Source organism: Micrococcus sp. Mcc89 (assembly GCF_024519795.1).
Lineage (GTDB): Bacteria > Actinomycetota > Actinomycetes > Actinomycetales > Micrococcaceae > Micrococcus > Micrococcus luteus.
Genome location: NZ_JALJRI010000042.1, coordinates 16,466 through 31,204 on the forward strand (window position 1 = coordinate 16,466; position 14,739 = coordinate 31,204).

Here is a 14,739-nt window from a genome sequence, read left to right on the forward strand (position 1 = left end):
GACACGTCGGACCGCACGCGAGACAATGGGGCCGACCCCCCCCGAGCAGAGGAGCCGCCATGACCGAGCACCCCCTCCCGACCCCCGACGACGACGCCACCCTCACCGGCCCGCAGACCCCCACGCCCCAGCGCGTGGCCGCCGTGCGTGCGCTGCGCGAGCTGCTCGCCGCCGGCTACGGCACCGAGGCCCGGCCGATCGCCTCCTACGGCGCCCCCGCGCCCGGCACCCTCGGCGGCGTCTACCCGGACTACGACGACCGCGTGTTCCCCGGCCTCGTGGCCGCGCAGGAGCTGGCGGGCATCGACGTCGACTACCTGCGGAACGTGGACCGGGTGAGCGAGGCCGGCATCGCCGAGGCGTCCCTGGCCGACCTCGGCACGCTGTTCACCTACCTGGTGCGCGGCGAGCGGTTCGCGAACGGGCACGTGGCCGCCGCGATCGAGAACGGCAAGGTCGGCCGCATGCTGGACCGCCTGACCGCGCTGGTCCCCGAGATCCGCTGAGAGCGCACGGTGCGGAATACTGGGCGCATGCCCGCAGCCTCCGACGCCCCCACGCCCGCGCCCCGGCGCGGCCGCCTGGCCCCTTCCGGTGACCCCACTCCCGTGGAGAACGTCGCCACGCACCTGCAGGAGGGGTGGAACCGTTGGCACCGCGCCCGCGCGCTGCGTGCCGGCAACGTGCCGACGGTCATGGCGTTCACGGGCTACGGCAGCACCAGCTGGGTGCGGATCCTCTCCCGTGTGGTGATCGCCTCCGACGAGGAGTTCATGAACGGCCGTCGGCTGTCGAAGGTGGTGGCGGACGGCGTGCGCGGCTGGCGCAACTTCGTGGCCCCGCCCATGGCCTACGCCGAGGTGGAGGTGCAGGTGGGGGACCTGCGCACCACGGTGCGCACGGACCGGATGGGCGTCGTCGACGTCGTGCTGGACGTCGAGCTGGAGCCCGGCTGGCAGACCGCCACCCTCCACGTCGGCGGCCAAGAGGAGCACGCCGTCATGGACCTGTACATCTGCGAGCCGGGCGCGCGGATCGGCCTGGTCTCGGACATCGACGACACCGTGGTGGTCACCTCGCTGCCCCGCCCCCTGCTGGCGGCCTGGAACTCGTTCGTGATCGACGAGCACGCCCGCACGCCCACTCCGGGGATCGCCGTGCTGCTGCGCCGGATCGCCGAGCTCGAGCCGAAGGCCCCCGTGCTGTACCTGTCCACGGGCGCGTGGAACGTGGCGCAGACCCTCACCCGCTTCCTGGGCCGCAACCTCTACCCGCTCGGCGCTCTGCTGCTGACCAGCTGGGGGCCCACGAGGGACCGCTGGTTCCGTTCCGGTCAGGAGCACAAGAGGGTCCAGCTCGAGCGCCTCGCCGAGCAGTTCCCGGACATCCAGTGGATCCTGGTGGGCGACGACGGCCAGCACGACCCCGAGATCTACGCCGAGTTCGCGCAGCGCCACCCCGACCGGGTCAAGGCGATCGTCATCCGGCAGCTGACCCCCTCGCAGGCGCTGCTCGCGGGCGGCCGGGCGGAGGACACCCGCCATTCCACCCCGGGCATCCCGTGGTGCTACGGCCCGGACGGGGCCACGCTGTCCAATCAGCTCGAGGACCTGGGCATCCTGCCCGTCGAGTTCGTGGACGTGCAGCCCGAGGCATGGCGCGAGGACATCCTCGGTGACGACGAGGCGCCGGCGACCCTCGACGCCCCGGGGCAGCGCGACGGCCGGCCCGCGGACGAGGAGGCCGCCCGATGACCGCCTCGCGCTCCGTCGAGGTCCGCATCCCGCTGCGCTGGGCGGACATGGACGCCTACGGCCACGTGAACAACATCGCCGTGGTGCAGCTGCTGGAGGAGGCCCGCGTGGCGGCCTTCGGCGTGCCCGCGAACACCGGCGCCGGTGGCGGGCAGGCCCCGCCGATCGACCTCCTCGAGGGGGTGGCCCCCGGTGTGCGGACGTTCATCTCCGAGCACACTGTGAAGTACCGGGCCCAGATGCCCTACCGCCCCGTGCCGCTGCGCGTGGTGGTGAGCGTGGACGCCGTGAAGGCCGCCTCGGTGCACGTGGGCTACGCCCTGCACGACGGCGTCGACGACACCCTCTGCGCCACCGCGACGTCCGTCATGGTGTTCGTCGACGGGCAGACGGGCCGCCCCGTGCGCATCAGCCCCGAGCAGCGGGCGGCGCTGGCCGGCTGAGGCAGGCTGATGTGGGCTGCTGACTGCCCGGCAGCCGCCCAGCGACATCACCGCCGTGCAGCACGGCTGTGATGTCGCAGAGCGGAGGTCGAACGCTCGGGCTCGCGGAGGTCGGGACCGGGCCCGTGGGACGGCCGTGGATCAGACCGAGCGGGGGACGCCCGCGGCGGTGAGGATCCGCGCCAGCCGGTCCGGCCGCAGGAGGTCTCCCCACGTCCAATGCGCGCCCGCCCGGGTGACCAGCTGCAGGGCCACCTCCCGTTCCTTCTCCCGGCGGATGCTGGCGCGGCGGGCCGTGTCGTCACCGTCGAAGAACGACAGGTCGTACTTGCCCAGCCCGTCGAACTCCCCGTACACCCGCACCTGCTCCCACCAGAAGTCCGTGCGGGCCACCTCGCGTCCGTTCGCATCCCGGTGGCGATGCTGCAGCGCCGTGGGCGGGACGAAGCCGAGCTCGTGGATGCTGGCCCGGCTGTAGGACTCGCCGGCGGATTCCGCCCGCGCGTCCGCGAAGTGCCAGGCCCGCTCGAATCGGCGGAGGGCGGCCGCGGATTTGAGTCGGCTCTCCGCCTGCCTCGCCCAGCGTGCGGCCTCCTCGGGCCGGGCTCGGACGAGCGCGTCCAGCGGGGCCACGGCGTCGCGGAACGGGGTGGCCGCCCCCAGCACCAGCAGCACCGTGGGCAGCGGATCCGCCAGGACGGTTCCCAGGCTCTGCCCGTCCGACAGGACGGCCTCGACCGGCTGAGGCGCGGCGGGGGCCGCCTCCGGCAGCCCCCACCGGGGTCGGCGGCGCGGCGGGACGGGAAGCCGGCGATCGTGGGCCACCACGGAGGGGGCGAAGGGACGGCGGGTCAGCGGACCGGCGCCGTGATGCCCGGGCGAGGGGGCGCGCAGCTCGAGCACGGGCGGCTCGACGGCCGGCCCCAGACCGTGCAACCGGGCCGCGGTCAGGCCCGTGAACACCGTCGCGGGGCGGGCGATCGAGAGGGCGACGGCGGACACGACCGCCCTGTCCCACGGACGCAGCGCGGCCCAGTCGCTGACGCTGATGTAGACGCGCGGGCAGAGCCGCACGAGGACCCCGCGGGTCCAGGCGCGTTCGAGACGGCGCCGCGCCGCCCCGTCGTGAGGGTCCGCCGCGCTGAGCAGGGGCCCGCGTCCCGGGAGCAGCGCACGCGAGTGGTCGGAGAGCAGGGTCATGCGGCCCAGTCTCGTGGGCCCGTCGGGGGCGCGACGGGTCGGCCGCGCCGGCGGTGGAGGGCACCCGACGTCGGGGGGCCTGTGCAGGAGCCGGGCGCCCTTGAGCGACCGCCGCCCTGCGACATCACCGCGCGTCAGAACGGCGGTGATGTCGCAGGGCGGCGGAGGATCACGGAAGGGACAGGGCCGGGCCTCAGACCACGCCCTGGGCGATCATCGCGTCGGCGACCTTGATGAACCCGGCGATGTTCGCCCCCGCCACGTAGTTGCCGGGCGTGCCGTACTCCTCGGCGGTCTCCACGCAGCGGTCGTGGATGTCGCGCATGATCTGCTCGAGCCGGTCGTGGGTGTAGTCGAAGCTCCACGAGTCCCGCGAGGCGTTCTGCTGCATCTCCAGCGCCGACGTCGCCACGCCGCCCGCGTTGGCGGCCTTGCCCGGGCCGAACAGCGTCCCGGAGTCGACGAACAGGTGGGCGGCCGCCTCGGTGCAGGGCATGTTCGCGCCCTCGGCCACGGCCTTCACCCCGTTCTTCAGCAGGGTCCGCGCGGCGGACTCGTCGAGCTCGTTCTGGGTGGCACACGGCAGGGCCACGGTGCCCTCGACGTCCCAGACGCTGCCGCCGGTCACGTAGCGGGACCGCCCGCCGCGGCGCTCGGCGTACTCGGAGATACGGGCACGCTCGACCTCCTTGATCTGCTTGAGCAGGTCCAGGTCGAGGCCGTCCGGGTCCACGATGTAGCCCGAGGAGTCGGACGCGGTGAGCACGGTGGCCCCGAGCGCGGCGGCCTTCTCCGCGGCGTAGATGGCCACGTTGCCGGAGCCGGAGATCAGCACCTGCTGGCCGTCCATGGATTCGCCGCGCGTGCGGAGCATGGAGTCGACGAACATCACGGCGCCGTAGCCGGTGGCCTCGGTGCGGACCAGCGAGCCGCCCCACGTCAGGCCCTTGCCGGTGAGGGCGCCGGCCTCGAAGCGGTTGGTCAGTCGCTTGTACTGGCCGAACATGTAGCCGATCTCGCGGGCGCCCACGCCGATGTCACCGGCCGGCACGTCCGTGTGCTCACCGATGTGGCGATGCAGCTCCGTCATGAAGGACTGGCAGAACCGCATGATCTCGCGGTCGGACTTGCCGGCGGGGTCGAAGTCCGAGCCGCCCTTGCCGCCGCCGATCGGCATGCCGGTGAGCGAGTTCTTGAAGATCTGCTCGAAGCCCAGGAACTTGACGATCCCGAGGTACACGGAGGGGTGGAAGCGCAGCCCGCCCTTGTACGGGCCGAGCGCCGAGTTGAACTCCACGCGGAACCCGCGGTTGACCTGCACGACGCCGGCGTCGTCGATCCACGGGACGCGGAAGATGATCTGGCGCTCCGGCTCGCAGAGGCGGTGCATGACCCCGGCCTCGACGTACTGGGGGTGGCGCTGCATCACCGGTCCCAGCGCCTCGAACACCTCGGACACCGCCTGGTGGAACTCGGCCTCGCCGGGGTTGCGCGCGAACACTTCGTCGCGCAGGGTCTCCAGAGACTCATTCATGGTGTCCTCCTCGGACGTCGGGGTAGAGACGCCCCGCGGTGCCCCCGCCGTGGCGCGCCGCGGTCGGAGGAGGCCGCGGTGCCTGACGCCCATCCTGACAGGGAGTGCGCTCTGTTGCCGAAATGAGACGCGGGCCACCCCGGGCCCCGCGTTCGGCTCAGCGCGGCGGCGCCGCCTCGGTGTCGATGCTGGCCTGCTGGCTCTCGCTGTAGCGCGGGCCCGCCACGGTCGCGTCGTTGACGAGGTCGTCCAGCCGGGCGACGTCGGCCGGGGTCAGCCGCACCTCGTGCGCGCCCCGGTCCTCGAGCCAGTGCTCCCACGAGGTGGTGCCCGGGATCGCCAGGACGTCCTCGCCCTGGGCCAGGACCCAGGCGACGGCGAGCCCCGCCGTGCTCGTCCCGAGCCGGACGGCCTCGGCCGAGAGCGCCTCGCGCAGCGTCAGGTTGGCCTCGTAGTGGCCCTCGGCGAAGCGGGGCAGCCGGTGCCGCAGGTCTCCCGCGTCCAGCCCGCCCAGCCGCGGCGGTGCGTCCGTGAGCAGGCCGCGGCTGACGGGGGAGAAGGCCACGAAGGCGGTCCCATGGCGGCGGCACGCCGCGAGCACGCCCCACTCGGGGTTGCGGGTGGCCAGGGAGTACTCGGACTGCACGGCCGCGATCGGGTGGACGGCCACGGCCCGGGTCAGGGTGACGGCCGAGACCTCGGACAGGCCGATCGCCCCGATCTTGCCCTCCGTGACGGCCTCTGCGAGCGCCCCCACGGACTCCTCGACGGGGACCTCCGGGTCCAGCCGGTGCAGGTAGTACAGGTCGATCCGGTCCTGGCCGAGCCGGCTCAGGGAGGCGTCCACGTGCGCGCGCAGCGTCTCCGGGCGGCCGTCGATCCGCCGCTGCCCGTCCCGCACGAGCCCGCCCTTGGAGGCGAGCAGCACGCGCTCGCGGACGCCCGACCCCGCCCGGGCGAGCGCGCGCCCCACGAGCTCCTCACTGCGGCCGCCGCCGTAGAGGGTGGCGGTGTCCAGGTGGTCGGTGCCGTCCTCCAGCACGCGGGTGAGCAGGTCGACGGCGGCGTCGTCGTCGAGGAATCCGGAGTAGCCGTGCACGATGTTCATGCATCCGAGGCCGACGGGGTGCACGTCCTTGCCGGCGAGGCGGCGGGGCTCGGCGGGATCGGGCAGGGGGCCAGGCTCGGCGGGGCGGGCATGCGGGGTGGCGTCCATGCCCGCCACCCTAGCCACGACTCCGGACACGACACCCGGGCGCCCGTCCGGCGTCCGGCCCGTCGTCCGCCCCGGGGTTCAGCCGAACACGCGCGCGGCCAGCAGCGCCGGCGCCGTCAGCAGCCGGCGGGCCAGCTCCACGCGGCGGCGCTCCTGCACCGCGATCGCCTTCTCGTAGTAGCCCATGAGCTGCTCGCACAGCACCGGCCAGGTCCGGCCCTGCACCGACGCCCACGCCGCGTCGGCGAACGCGGCCCGCTTGACGTCGTCGTACACGAGGTCCGCGACGTGGCGGCGCAGCTCGTCCAGCTCGCCGGGCGGGTAGAGCCAGCCGGTGCGGGAGGCGTCCACGATGTCGAGGGGGCCGCCGCGGCCGACGGCGACGACGGGCACGCCCGAGGCCATCGCCTCCTGCAGCGTCTGGCCGAAGGTGTCGGACTCGCCGGGGTGCACGAACAGGTCCAGGCTGGCCACGTGGCGCGCGAGGTCCTCGCCCCCCTGGAAGCCGGCGAAGTGCGCGCCGGGCAGCTCCCGCTCGAGCTGTTCGCGCAGCGGCCCGGAGCCGATGACCACGAGGCGGGTGCCCGGCAGGTCCGAGAGCACCCGCAGGTCCCCGACCTGCTTCTCGTGCGCCAGCCGCCCCACGAAGCCCACGAGCTTCTCGCCGTTCGGGGCGAGCTCGGCGCGCAGCGCCTCGTCCCGCTTGGCGGGATGGAATCGGCGGGAGTCGACGCCGCGGCCCCACAGGTGCACGCGTCGCACCCCCTGGCGGTGCAGCTGCCGGACGGTGAACGACGACGGCGCGAGCGTCAGCGTGGCCATGTTGTGCAGGCGCGCCACGTGGCTCCACAGGACGTCCTCCAGCCACGGGGCGCCGTACCGGGCCGCGTAGCCGGGGACCTCGGTCTGGTAGACGGCCACGGAGGGGATGCCGAGCTCCTCGGCCGCCTGCACCGCGCGCCAGCCCAGCACGAAGGGGGAGGCGATGTGCACCACGTCCGGGGCGAAGTCGGCGAGCATGCCGCGCAGCCGGCCCACCGTGCCGGCGGCCACCCGCACGGAGGTGTACCCGGTCAGGGGCACGGAGGGCAGGGTGCGCACGGGGAAGCCCTCGACCTCGCGGGGGGCCTCACCGGCGCCCGCGCGTTGGGTCCACCCGGCGGACCACGAGGCGGCCGGGGCGACCACCATCGCCTCGTCGCCCCGTTCCCGCAGGTGCCGCAGCACCTGGAGGATGGAGTTGGTGACCCCGTTCATATGGGGCAGGAACGATTCGGCGACCACGACGACACGCACGTGGCCGACGCTAAGGACCCCGGACCACGGCCGGGACACCCGCCGACGACGGCCCGGTGACCCCGCGGTGAACTCTCGGGGCGCGTGACGGTCGTCGCACCGGCCCGCGCGGCCCGCCCCCGTCCAGGCGCCGCCTGGAGTCGGGTGGCACCATGGACGGGTGAGTTCCCGCCCCGCTGCGCCCCGTCTGTTGCGCCCCGTCCCCCTGCCGCTGTGGCTGCAGGGGGTGGTCGAGGCGCTCGTCACGGCGATGATCAGCCTGCTGGCGGTCATGGTCCCCACCCTCGCGGTGTGGGCCACGGGCGGGTTCGAGCGGCCGACCATCGAGGGCGCCGTCCAGGTGGGCGGCGTCCTGTGGCTGGCCCTGCACGCGGTGCCCGTCACCGTGGCCACGGCCATGCCCACCGCGCCGGATCACCTCATCACCGGCACGGCGTGGCTCGTGCCGTGGGGCCTGACCCTGGTCCCGCTCGCGCTGTCCTGGCGGGCCGGCCGGCGCCTGGCCCGCGCGTCCTACCGGGACCAGGCGTGGCAGGCCTTCGTGGGCGCGGTGGGGGCCTACGCCCTGGTGGGGCTGGCCGTGGCGTTCCTGCCCGGCACGGACGAGCTGACGGCCCACCCCGCCCCGGCGGCGCTGCTGCCCGCCCTGCTCTTCGGCGTCGCCGCCCTCGCGGGGGCGCGGCGCGAGGCCGGCACCTGGGCGCACCTGATCGGCCTGGACCTCACGGAGCGGATCTCGCGGCGCTCGCAGTACGAACGCTGGGCCGGCTCGTACGCGTGGTCCGTGGTGCGCGCCGCGGCCGTCGCCGTGCTCGCCCTGACGGGCCTGAACGCGCTGCTCGTGGCGGGGCGGCTGGCCGTCGAGTGGGCCGCCGTCGTCACCGTGGCCCAGGCGATCGGGGGCGGCCCGCTGGGCGGCCTGCTGGTGGCGCTGCTGCAGATCGGCTGGCTGCCCACGTTCACCGCGTGGTCGATCGCGTGGACGGCGGGCCCGGGGTTCTCCGTGGGCGCGGACAGCCTCTACTCCGTGTTCGGCGCGACGCCGGCCACCGCGCCTGCCCTCCCGGTGCTGGGTGCGCTGCCCGTGACGTGGTCGCCGTGGCAGCTGCTCCTGCTGGCCGTGCCGATCGGCGCCGGCGCCGTGGCCGGCGTGTGGCTGCTGCGGGAGGGGGAGAACCACCTCGACGACTGGCTGCACACCCGTCACGGCAGCCGCGCGGTGTCCCTGACGCTGTCCACGCTGGCCCTGGCCGTGCTCACCGGACTGCTCGCCGGGCTGCTGCTGCTCGTGCCGCTGGCCCTCACCTCCGGGACGCTCGGGCTCGGCACGCTGACGGACATCGGCCCCCACGTCTGGGCGGTGTCCGCCGCCGTCGCCGGGTGGGTCGCGCTGGGCTGCGCGGCCGGCTACCTCACCGCCCTGGCCGTGGCCGGGCACCGGGACGGGACGACGACGGTGCCGCGGTCCGGCGACCGCGCCTCGGGCCTGCGCGACCGGCCGTCCCCGCGCCGGGCGCGGGACTGACGCCCGCGGCTCAGGGCCGCAGCTGGGGCACCCCCGTGCGCTCCTCCACCTGACGGGTGAACTCGTCCGCGCACGCCTGCTGCGCCCGCACGGTGAGCGCGGAGGCGCCGCACTGCTCGAGCTGGACCGTCGCGTCCCACGCGAGCAGCGGCAGCGCCGCCGTCGTCATGCCCATCAGCGCCATCGCCATGCCGGCGGACGCCACCGCGCGGGGCAGCCCCGAGCGCTCGGCGCCGCGGCTCGTGACCCACACGCGCACGCCGAGCACGAGGGCGACCAGCCCCAGCGCGAGGGCGATCAGCTTCCACGGCAGCACGAGGGAGAAGGAGAGCAGCATCCCCAGCAGCGCCACGGACTGCCACAGCAGGGCACGGCCGGTGCGGACGCGGCCGGGGTCCGGGGCGCCCTGCGGCGGGCGGGGCGGGGAGGAGGGAACGGGGGCGGACACCCCCTCACCCTACGATGGGCGCATGCGCATCGTTGCCCTCGTCTCCGGTTCCGGCACCAACCTGCAGGCCGTCCTCGACGCCGTCGCCTCCGGCGCCCTGGACGTGGAGATCGCCGCGGTGGGCGCCGACGTCGCCGACGCCGGCGGCCTGGAGCGTGCCCGCGCCCACGGGATCGAGACGTTCGTGGTGTCCCCGAAGGACCACGCGGACCGGCGCGCGTGGGACGAGGCGCTTGCGGACGCCGTCGCCGCCTACGCGCCGGACTGGGTCGTGTGCTCCGGGTTCATGCGGATCCTGGGCGCCCCGCTGCTCGAGCGGTTCGACGGCCGCATCCTCAACACCCACCCGGCCCTGCTGCCCTCCTTCCCGGGGGCCCACGGCGTCCGGGACGCGCTGGCGCACGGGGTGAAGGTCACCGGCTGCACCGTGCACGTGGTGGACGCGGGCGTGGACACCGGCCCGATCCTCGCCCAGGCCGCGGTGCCCGTGCTGGACACGGACACCGAGGCCGAGCTGCACGAGCGCATCAAGGTCCAGGAGCGGGCCCTGCTGCTGCGCGTGCTCGGCGAGCTCAGTCGGCGCTGACCTCGAGGGCGCGGCCGCGGGTCTCCGGGGCCAGCGCCAGCATCGCCGCGCAGGCCAGGACCACGAGCCCGCCGGTGACGGCGAACGCCCCCGGCAGCCCGAGGGCGGGGACCAGCATGCCCACGAAGAGCAGCGGACCCAGGCCCGCGCCCACCCGCGAGGCCGCCGACGCCCAGCCGAAGCCGGAGGCGCGCAGTGTCGTCGGGTACAGCTCGGAGACGTACGTGTAGAGCACCGGGATCGCGACCTGCACCACGAAGCCGAACGCCAGCACGAGCGGCAGCACCGCGGCGGGCACGTCCAGCACGCTCGCCAGCCAGACGGTCAGGGCGCTCGCGACGACGGCGCTGACGGCCAGCAGCCAGCGGCGGCCGGTGACCTCGATCAGCGCGGTGGCCACGACCACGCCGAGCAGGCCGGCCGCGGCCATGCCGGAGGTCATGATGAAGGCGCGGCCCTCCGCGTAGCCGGCGTCGATGAGGAACGTCGGCAGCCACTGCAGCGCGATGTAGTAGACGAGCATGATGGCCACGAACAGGGCCCAGGCGACCGCGGTGATGCGCGGGGAGAACCGCCAGACCGCGGCGAGCTGCGCGCCGACGCCGCCGGAGCGGGCCGGCTCGGCCGGGGGCATCGTGTAGGGCCGGCGAGGCGCGCCGGTGGCCGCCACCATGCGGTCGATGACGGCGCGGGCCTGTGCCTCGCGGCCCCGGCTCATCAGGAACAGCGGGGACTCGGGGATGCCCAGGCGCACGACGAACACGAGCAGGGCCGGCAGGACCATGGCCAGCAGGGGCAGGCGCCAGTCGCCCCACGTGCCCACGAGCCAGGCGGAGACGAGGCCGCACAGCGCGGCGCCGACGGGCCACCAGCCGTCCATCGCGGCCAGGACGCGACCGCGCAGCCGGCGCGGGGTGAACTCGCCCACGAGCGCGTAGTCCACGGGGATCGTGCCGCCCAGGCCCATGCCGGCCACGAACCGGAACAGCGCGAACCACAGCAGGGAGTCGGTCAGCGCGCCTGCGATCGTGAACACGGAGAAGATCGCCAGCGTCCACGCGAACGCCGCCTTGCGGCCGATGCGGTCCGCGATGGTGCCCCACAGGAACGCGCCCACGGCCATGCCGATGAGGTTGGCGGTGCCGATCCACGCGGCGTCGGCCTTGTCCAGGGCCCACTCCTCGCGCAGCAGCGGGATCATCACGCCGTTGAGCGTGACGTCCCACGCGTCGAACATGAAGCCCAGGCCGCCGATCAGGAAGATGCGGCCCTGGACGGACCAGCGCCACGGCAGCTCCTGGACGACCGCCTCACCGGTGGGCAGGGCGGCGTCGGGGGCGACGACGTCGGGCGCGGGCCCGGGGTGCGCGCCGTCGGCGCTGGGGCGGGGCGGGGTGGCGGAGGACATGGTCGGCTCCCGTTCGTCGGGTGGAGTGGGGGGCGGTCCGTCACGCGGACGCCTGGGCCATTATGCGGCCCGGCCTATGCTGGAGGACACCCGGACCCCCTCGAAGGAGCGCCCCCTCGTGACCTCTGCCCAGCCCACCACCACCGTCCTGGACACGGTGCCCCTGAAGCGGGCCCTGATCTCCGTGTACGACAAGACCGGCCTCGAGGAGCTCGCCACCGGGCTCCACGCCGCGGGCGTGCAGATCGTCTCGACCGGCTCCACCGCCCAGCGCATCGCCGCCGCCGGCGTCCCCGTCACCGAGGTCGCCGAGGTCACCGGGTTCCAGGAGTGCCTGGACGGCCGCGTGAAGACGCTGCACCCGCGCGTGCACGCGGGCATCCTGGCGGACCGTCGTCGCGAGGACCACGTGACCCAGCTGCGCGCGCTCGAGGTGGAGCCGTTCGACCTCGTCGTCGTGAACCTCTACCCGTTCGTGGACACCGTGAACTCGGGCGCCGCGGAGGACGCCGTCGTCGAGCAGATCGACATCGGCGGGCCGTCCATGGTGCGCGCGGCGGCGAAGAACCACGCGTCCGTGGCGATCGTCGTGGACCCGGCCCGCTACGGCGAGGTCGTCCAGGCCGCCCAGTCCGGCGGCTTCGACCTGCGTGCCCGCCGGCGCCTGGCCGCCCTGGCCTTCGCCCACACCGCGGCGTACGACAACGCCGTGGCCGCCTGGACCGCCGCCCACTTCGGCGAGGACATCCACGCCGACGAGATCCCCGTGTTCCCGCCCTACGCCGGCTTCTCCCTCGAGCGAGCGCAGATCCTGCGCTACGGCGAGAACCCGCACCAGCCCGCGGCGCTGTACCTGGACTCCTCGGCGGCCCCCGGCATCGCGCAGGCCGAGCTGCTGCACGGCAAGCCGATGAGCTACAACAACTACGTGGACGCCGACGCCGCGGTGCGCGCCGCCTTCGACCACCCGGTCCCGGCCGTGGCGATCGTCAAGCACGCCAACCCGTGCGGCGTGGCCGTCACGGACGAGGGCACGGACATCGCGCAGGCGCACGCCAAGGCCCACGCGTGCGACCCGGTCTCCGCGTTCGGCGGCGTGATCGCGGCCAACCGCCCCGTCACCGCCGCCATGGCCGCCCAGGTGAAGGACGTGTTCACGGAGGTCGTCGTGGCCCCGGCGTTCGAGCCCGAGGCCCTGGAGATCCTCTCCGCCAAGAAGAACCTGCGCCTGCTGAGCCTGCCCGAGGGCTTCCTGCGGGACGCCGTGGAGGCCAAGCAGGTCTCCGGCGGCATGCTGCTGCAGATCGCGGACGCGGTGGACGCGGACGGCGACGACCCGGCCACCTGGACCCTCGCCGCCGGCCCCGCCGCCGACGACGCCGTCCTGGCCGACCTGGCCTTCGCGTGGCGTGCCGTGCGCGCGGCCAAGTCCAACGCCGTGCTGCTGGCCCACGACGGCGCCACGGTCGGCGTGGGCATGGGCCAGGTCAACCGCCTCGACTCCTGCCGCCTGGCCGTCGAGCGCGCCAACACCCTGGGCGCCGCGCAGACCGGCGGGCAGGACGTGAGCAGCGCCGGCGGCGCGGAGAACGTCTCCGGGGAGGGCGCCCCCGAGCGGGCCCGCGGCTCCGTGGCCGCCTCGGACGCGTTCTTCCCGTTCGCGGACGGGCTGCAGATCCTCATCGACGCCGGCGTGAAGGCCGTCGTCCAGCCGGGCGGCTCCGTCCGGGACGAGGAGGTCGTGGCCGCGGCCGAGGCCGCCGGCGTGACCCTGTACCTGACCGGGGCGCGCCACTTCTTCCACGGCTGAGCGCGGCGCGCCGCCGCCGGACGGGGGCCCGGACCGGGCCCCCGCGACCCCCAGGAGGTGACGAGGCGATGACCCGCCGCGAGGTCGAGAGCGTCGAGGACCGCATCCGCGAGCACCTGCGCAGGGACGACCTCGACAGCGCGGTCGAGCTGCTGCGCGCGCTGTCCCCGGGCGACGCGCTCGAACTGCTCGACCGCTCCGAGCCGCGCATGGTCCCCGTGCTGTTCCGGCTCCTGGACAAGCCGACGGCGGTCCACGTCTTCGCGGCGATGGAGACGGGCCAGCAGTCCGACCTGGTGCGCAAGCTCCAGGACGGTCAGGTCCAGGACCTCTTCGCCGAGCTGCGGGTCTCGGGCCAGGCCCGGCTGCTCGACGAGATGCCGGCCACCGTGGCCCGGAAGATGCTCGCCGGGCTCGACGCCGAGGCGCGCGGCGAGGTCGGCCGGCTCCTGGGCTACCCGGCGGACTCGGTGGGCCGCCGGCTGCGCATGGCGCCGGTGCGTCTGCGCGAGGACTGGACCGTGGCCGTGGCCCTGGAGAACCTCCGGGACCACGGCGGCCGGGAGCAGGCCGCCATCGTCTCCGTGCCGGTGGTGAGCCCGCAGGCGCGCCTGACCGGCGTCGTGGACGTCTCCGTCCTGGTCACACAGCCGCTCGATGCGCGAGTCTCGGAGATCATGCGGGAACCGGTGTCCGCCGTCGCCACCGAGGACGCCGAGGAGGTGGCCCGGCTCTGCGCGGACCGCCGTCTGTGGACCGTGCCGGTGACGGACTCGGAGGGGCGCCTGATCGGCGTGTTCACCGTGGCCGACGCCCTCGAGGTCCTCGACGAGGAGTCGACAGAGGACGCGGCGCGCGCCGGTGGTGTGGAGCCCCTCGGCCGGCCCTATCTGGCGACCTCCGTGCTGGCGCTGATGCGCTCGCGCATCACGTGGCTGCTCGTGCTCGCGATCGGCGCCACCCTCACCGTGCAGGTGCTCGGCGTCTTCGAGGACACGCTCGAGGAGATGGTCGTCCTCTCCCTGTTCATCCCGCTGATCATCGGCACGGGCGGCAACACGGGCAACCAGGCGGCCACCACGGTCACCCGGGCGCTCGCCCTCGACGACGTCCGGCCCCGCGACGCGCCGCGCGTGATGGTCCGCGAGCTGCGCGTCGGCATGGCCCTGGGCGGGTGCATCGGCCTGCTGGGCCTCGTGCTCGCCGGGCTCGTGTTCTCGTGGCCCGTCGGTCTCGTGATCGGGGCGACTTTGTTCACCGTGTGCGCCTTCGCCGCCACCGTCGGCGGTCTCATGCCGCTGGCGGCCCGCACGATCGGCGCCGACCCCGCCGTGTTCTCGAACCCGTTCATCTCGACGCTCGTGGACGCCCTCGGCCTGGTCGTCTCCTTCTTCATCGCCCAGGCCGTGCTCGGCATCTGAGCCGACCACGATCCACGACGCCCCCTGGTACCCGAGCGACCCTGCCCGGCCCGGTGAGGGCACCGGCGACGGCCGGGGGCGCTGACGCCGAGCCACAC

General features: G+C 74.6%; 13 protein-coding genes. 7 read left to right on the forward strand and 6 right to left on the reverse strand.

Going from position 1 to position 14,739, the window contains the following annotated elements; all coding sequences use genetic code 11:
• The first annotated feature begins 59 nt into the window (after window positions 1-59).
• Genes NR072_RS05395 through NR072_RS05405 form a run of 3 tightly spaced genes read left to right on the forward strand, consistent with a single transcriptional unit; the run spans window position 60 to window position 2,197 of the window.
• Window positions 60-506, forward strand: coding sequence for a DUF6508 domain-containing protein (locus NR072_RS05395; RefSeq protein WP_041103037.1), 447 nt, complete (start codon window positions 60-62; stop codon window positions 504-506).
• Window positions 507-533: 27 nt separating this feature from the next.
• Window positions 534-1,754: an App1 family protein gene (locus tag NR072_RS05400; RefSeq protein WP_061866956.1), complete on the forward strand. Its 1,221-nt coding sequence runs from the start codon at window positions 534-536 to the stop codon at window positions 1,752-1,754.
• On the forward strand, window positions 1,751-2,197 hold the full coding sequence (locus tag NR072_RS05405) for a thioesterase family protein (RefSeq protein ID WP_002853740.1): 447 nt from the start codon (window positions 1,751-1,753) through the stop codon (window positions 2,195-2,197). Before NR072_RS05400 ends, NR072_RS05405 begins: the two co-directional genes overlap by 4 nt.
• A 141-nt stretch (window positions 2,198-2,338) precedes the next feature.
• Here NR072_RS05405 and NR072_RS11470 read toward each other — a convergent pair whose 3' ends face one another.
• The 4 genes from NR072_RS11470 to NR072_RS05425 form a co-directional block, all read right to left on the reverse strand.
• A complete protein-coding gene (locus NR072_RS11470; protein ID WP_020621603.1) occupies window positions 2,339-3,397 on the reverse strand; it encodes a hypothetical protein in 1,059 nt (352 codons plus the stop codon).
• Between the two features lie 193 nt (window positions 3,398-3,590).
• Window positions 3,591-4,931 (reverse strand): NADP-specific glutamate dehydrogenase, encoded by a 1,341-nt coding sequence (gene gdhA, locus NR072_RS05415; protein ID WP_036382024.1) that lies wholly within the window; start codon window positions 4,929-4,931, stop codon window positions 3,591-3,593.
• 157 nt (window positions 4,932-5,088) lie between these two features.
• Window positions 5,089-6,147, reverse strand: a complete 1,059-nt coding sequence (locus tag NR072_RS05420; protein WP_250161998.1) for an aldo/keto reductase — start codon at window positions 6,145-6,147, stop codon at window positions 5,089-5,091.
• A gap of 78 nt (window positions 6,148-6,225) precedes the next feature.
• Window positions 6,226-7,443, reverse strand: coding sequence for a glycosyltransferase family 1 protein (locus tag NR072_RS05425; protein ID WP_044659010.1), 1,218 nt, complete (start codon window positions 7,441-7,443; stop codon window positions 6,226-6,228).
• A 160-nt stretch (window positions 7,444-7,603) separates the two neighbouring features.
• Between NR072_RS05425 and NR072_RS05430 the strand changes: the two genes are divergently transcribed.
• Window positions 7,604-8,968 (forward strand): DUF6350 family protein, encoded by a 1,365-nt coding sequence (locus NR072_RS05430; protein ID WP_231866270.1) that lies wholly within the window; start codon window positions 7,604-7,606, stop codon window positions 8,966-8,968.
• Between the two features lie 10 nt (window positions 8,969-8,978).
• On the opposite strand, the gene NR072_RS05435 is transcribed toward NR072_RS05430, so the two are convergent.
• Entirely contained in the window at window positions 8,979-9,416 is a 438-nt protein-coding gene (locus NR072_RS05435; RefSeq protein WP_044659006.1) for a hypothetical protein, read from the reverse strand.
• 22 nt (window positions 9,417-9,438) lie between these two features.
• Here NR072_RS05435 and purN point away from each other — a divergent pair, with 22 nt between their 5' ends.
• Window positions 9,439-10,002 (forward strand): phosphoribosylglycinamide formyltransferase, encoded by a 564-nt coding sequence (purN, locus tag NR072_RS05440; RefSeq protein ID WP_041102979.1) that lies wholly within the window; start codon window positions 9,439-9,441, stop codon window positions 10,000-10,002.
• Here the strand turns inward: purN and NR072_RS05445 are convergent.
• Window positions 9,989-11,410: an MFS transporter gene (locus NR072_RS05445; RefSeq protein ID WP_063188952.1), complete on the reverse strand. Its 1,422-nt coding sequence runs from the start codon at window positions 11,408-11,410 to the stop codon at window positions 9,989-9,991. The genes purN and NR072_RS05445 overlap by 14 nt on opposite strands.
• A gap of 118 nt (window positions 11,411-11,528) precedes the next feature.
• Between NR072_RS05445 and purH the strand changes: the two genes are divergently transcribed.
• Together purH and mgtE are read left to right on the forward strand one after the other, a co-directional pair.
• Complete coding sequence (gene purH, locus NR072_RS05450; RefSeq protein ID WP_250161997.1) at window positions 11,529-13,220, forward strand: bifunctional phosphoribosylaminoimidazolecarboxamide formyltransferase/IMP cyclohydrolase; 1,692 nt, start codon at window positions 11,529-11,531, stop codon at window positions 13,218-13,220.
• 68 nt (window positions 13,221-13,288) lie between these two features.
• Entirely contained in the window at window positions 13,289-14,641 is a 1,353-nt protein-coding gene (mgtE, locus tag NR072_RS05455) for a magnesium transporter (RefSeq protein ID WP_256836430.1), read from the forward strand.
• Window positions 14,642-14,739 lie beyond the last annotated feature (98 nt).

What these genes read in the sequence shown, in the direction of transcription:
- NR072_RS05395 (WP_041103037.1), top strand. Translation starts at nt 60, where the DNA reads ATGACCGAGCACCCCCTCCCGACCCCCGACGACGACGCCACCCTCACC.
- NR072_RS05400 (WP_061866956.1), top strand. Translation starts at nt 534, where the DNA reads ATGCCCGCAGCCTCCGACGCCCCCACGCCCGCGCCCCGGCGCGGCCGC.
- NR072_RS05405 (WP_002853740.1), top strand. Translation starts at nt 1,751, where the DNA reads ATGACCGCCTCGCGCTCCGTCGAGGTCCGCATCCCGCTGCGCTGGGCG.
- NR072_RS11470 (WP_020621603.1), bottom strand. Translation starts at nt 3,397, where the DNA reads ATGACCCTGCTCTCCGACCACTCGCGTGCGCTGCTCCCGGGACGCGGG.
- gdhA (WP_036382024.1), bottom strand. Translation starts at nt 4,931, where the DNA reads ATGAATGAGTCTCTGGAGACCCTGCGCGACGAAGTGTTCGCGCGCAAC.
- NR072_RS05420 (WP_250161998.1), bottom strand. Translation starts at nt 6,147, where the DNA reads ATGGACGCCACCCCGCATGCCCGCCCCGCCGAGCCTGGCCCCCTGCCC.
- purN (WP_041102979.1), top strand. Translation starts at nt 9,439, where the DNA reads ATGCGCATCGTTGCCCTCGTCTCCGGTTCCGGCACCAACCTGCAGGCC.
- NR072_RS05445 (WP_063188952.1), bottom strand. Translation starts at nt 11,410, where the DNA reads ATGTCCTCCGCCACCCCGCCCCGCCCCAGCGCCGACGGCGCGCACCCC.
- mgtE (WP_256836430.1), top strand. Translation starts at nt 13,289, where the DNA reads ATGACCCGCCGCGAGGTCGAGAGCGTCGAGGACCGCATCCGCGAGCAC.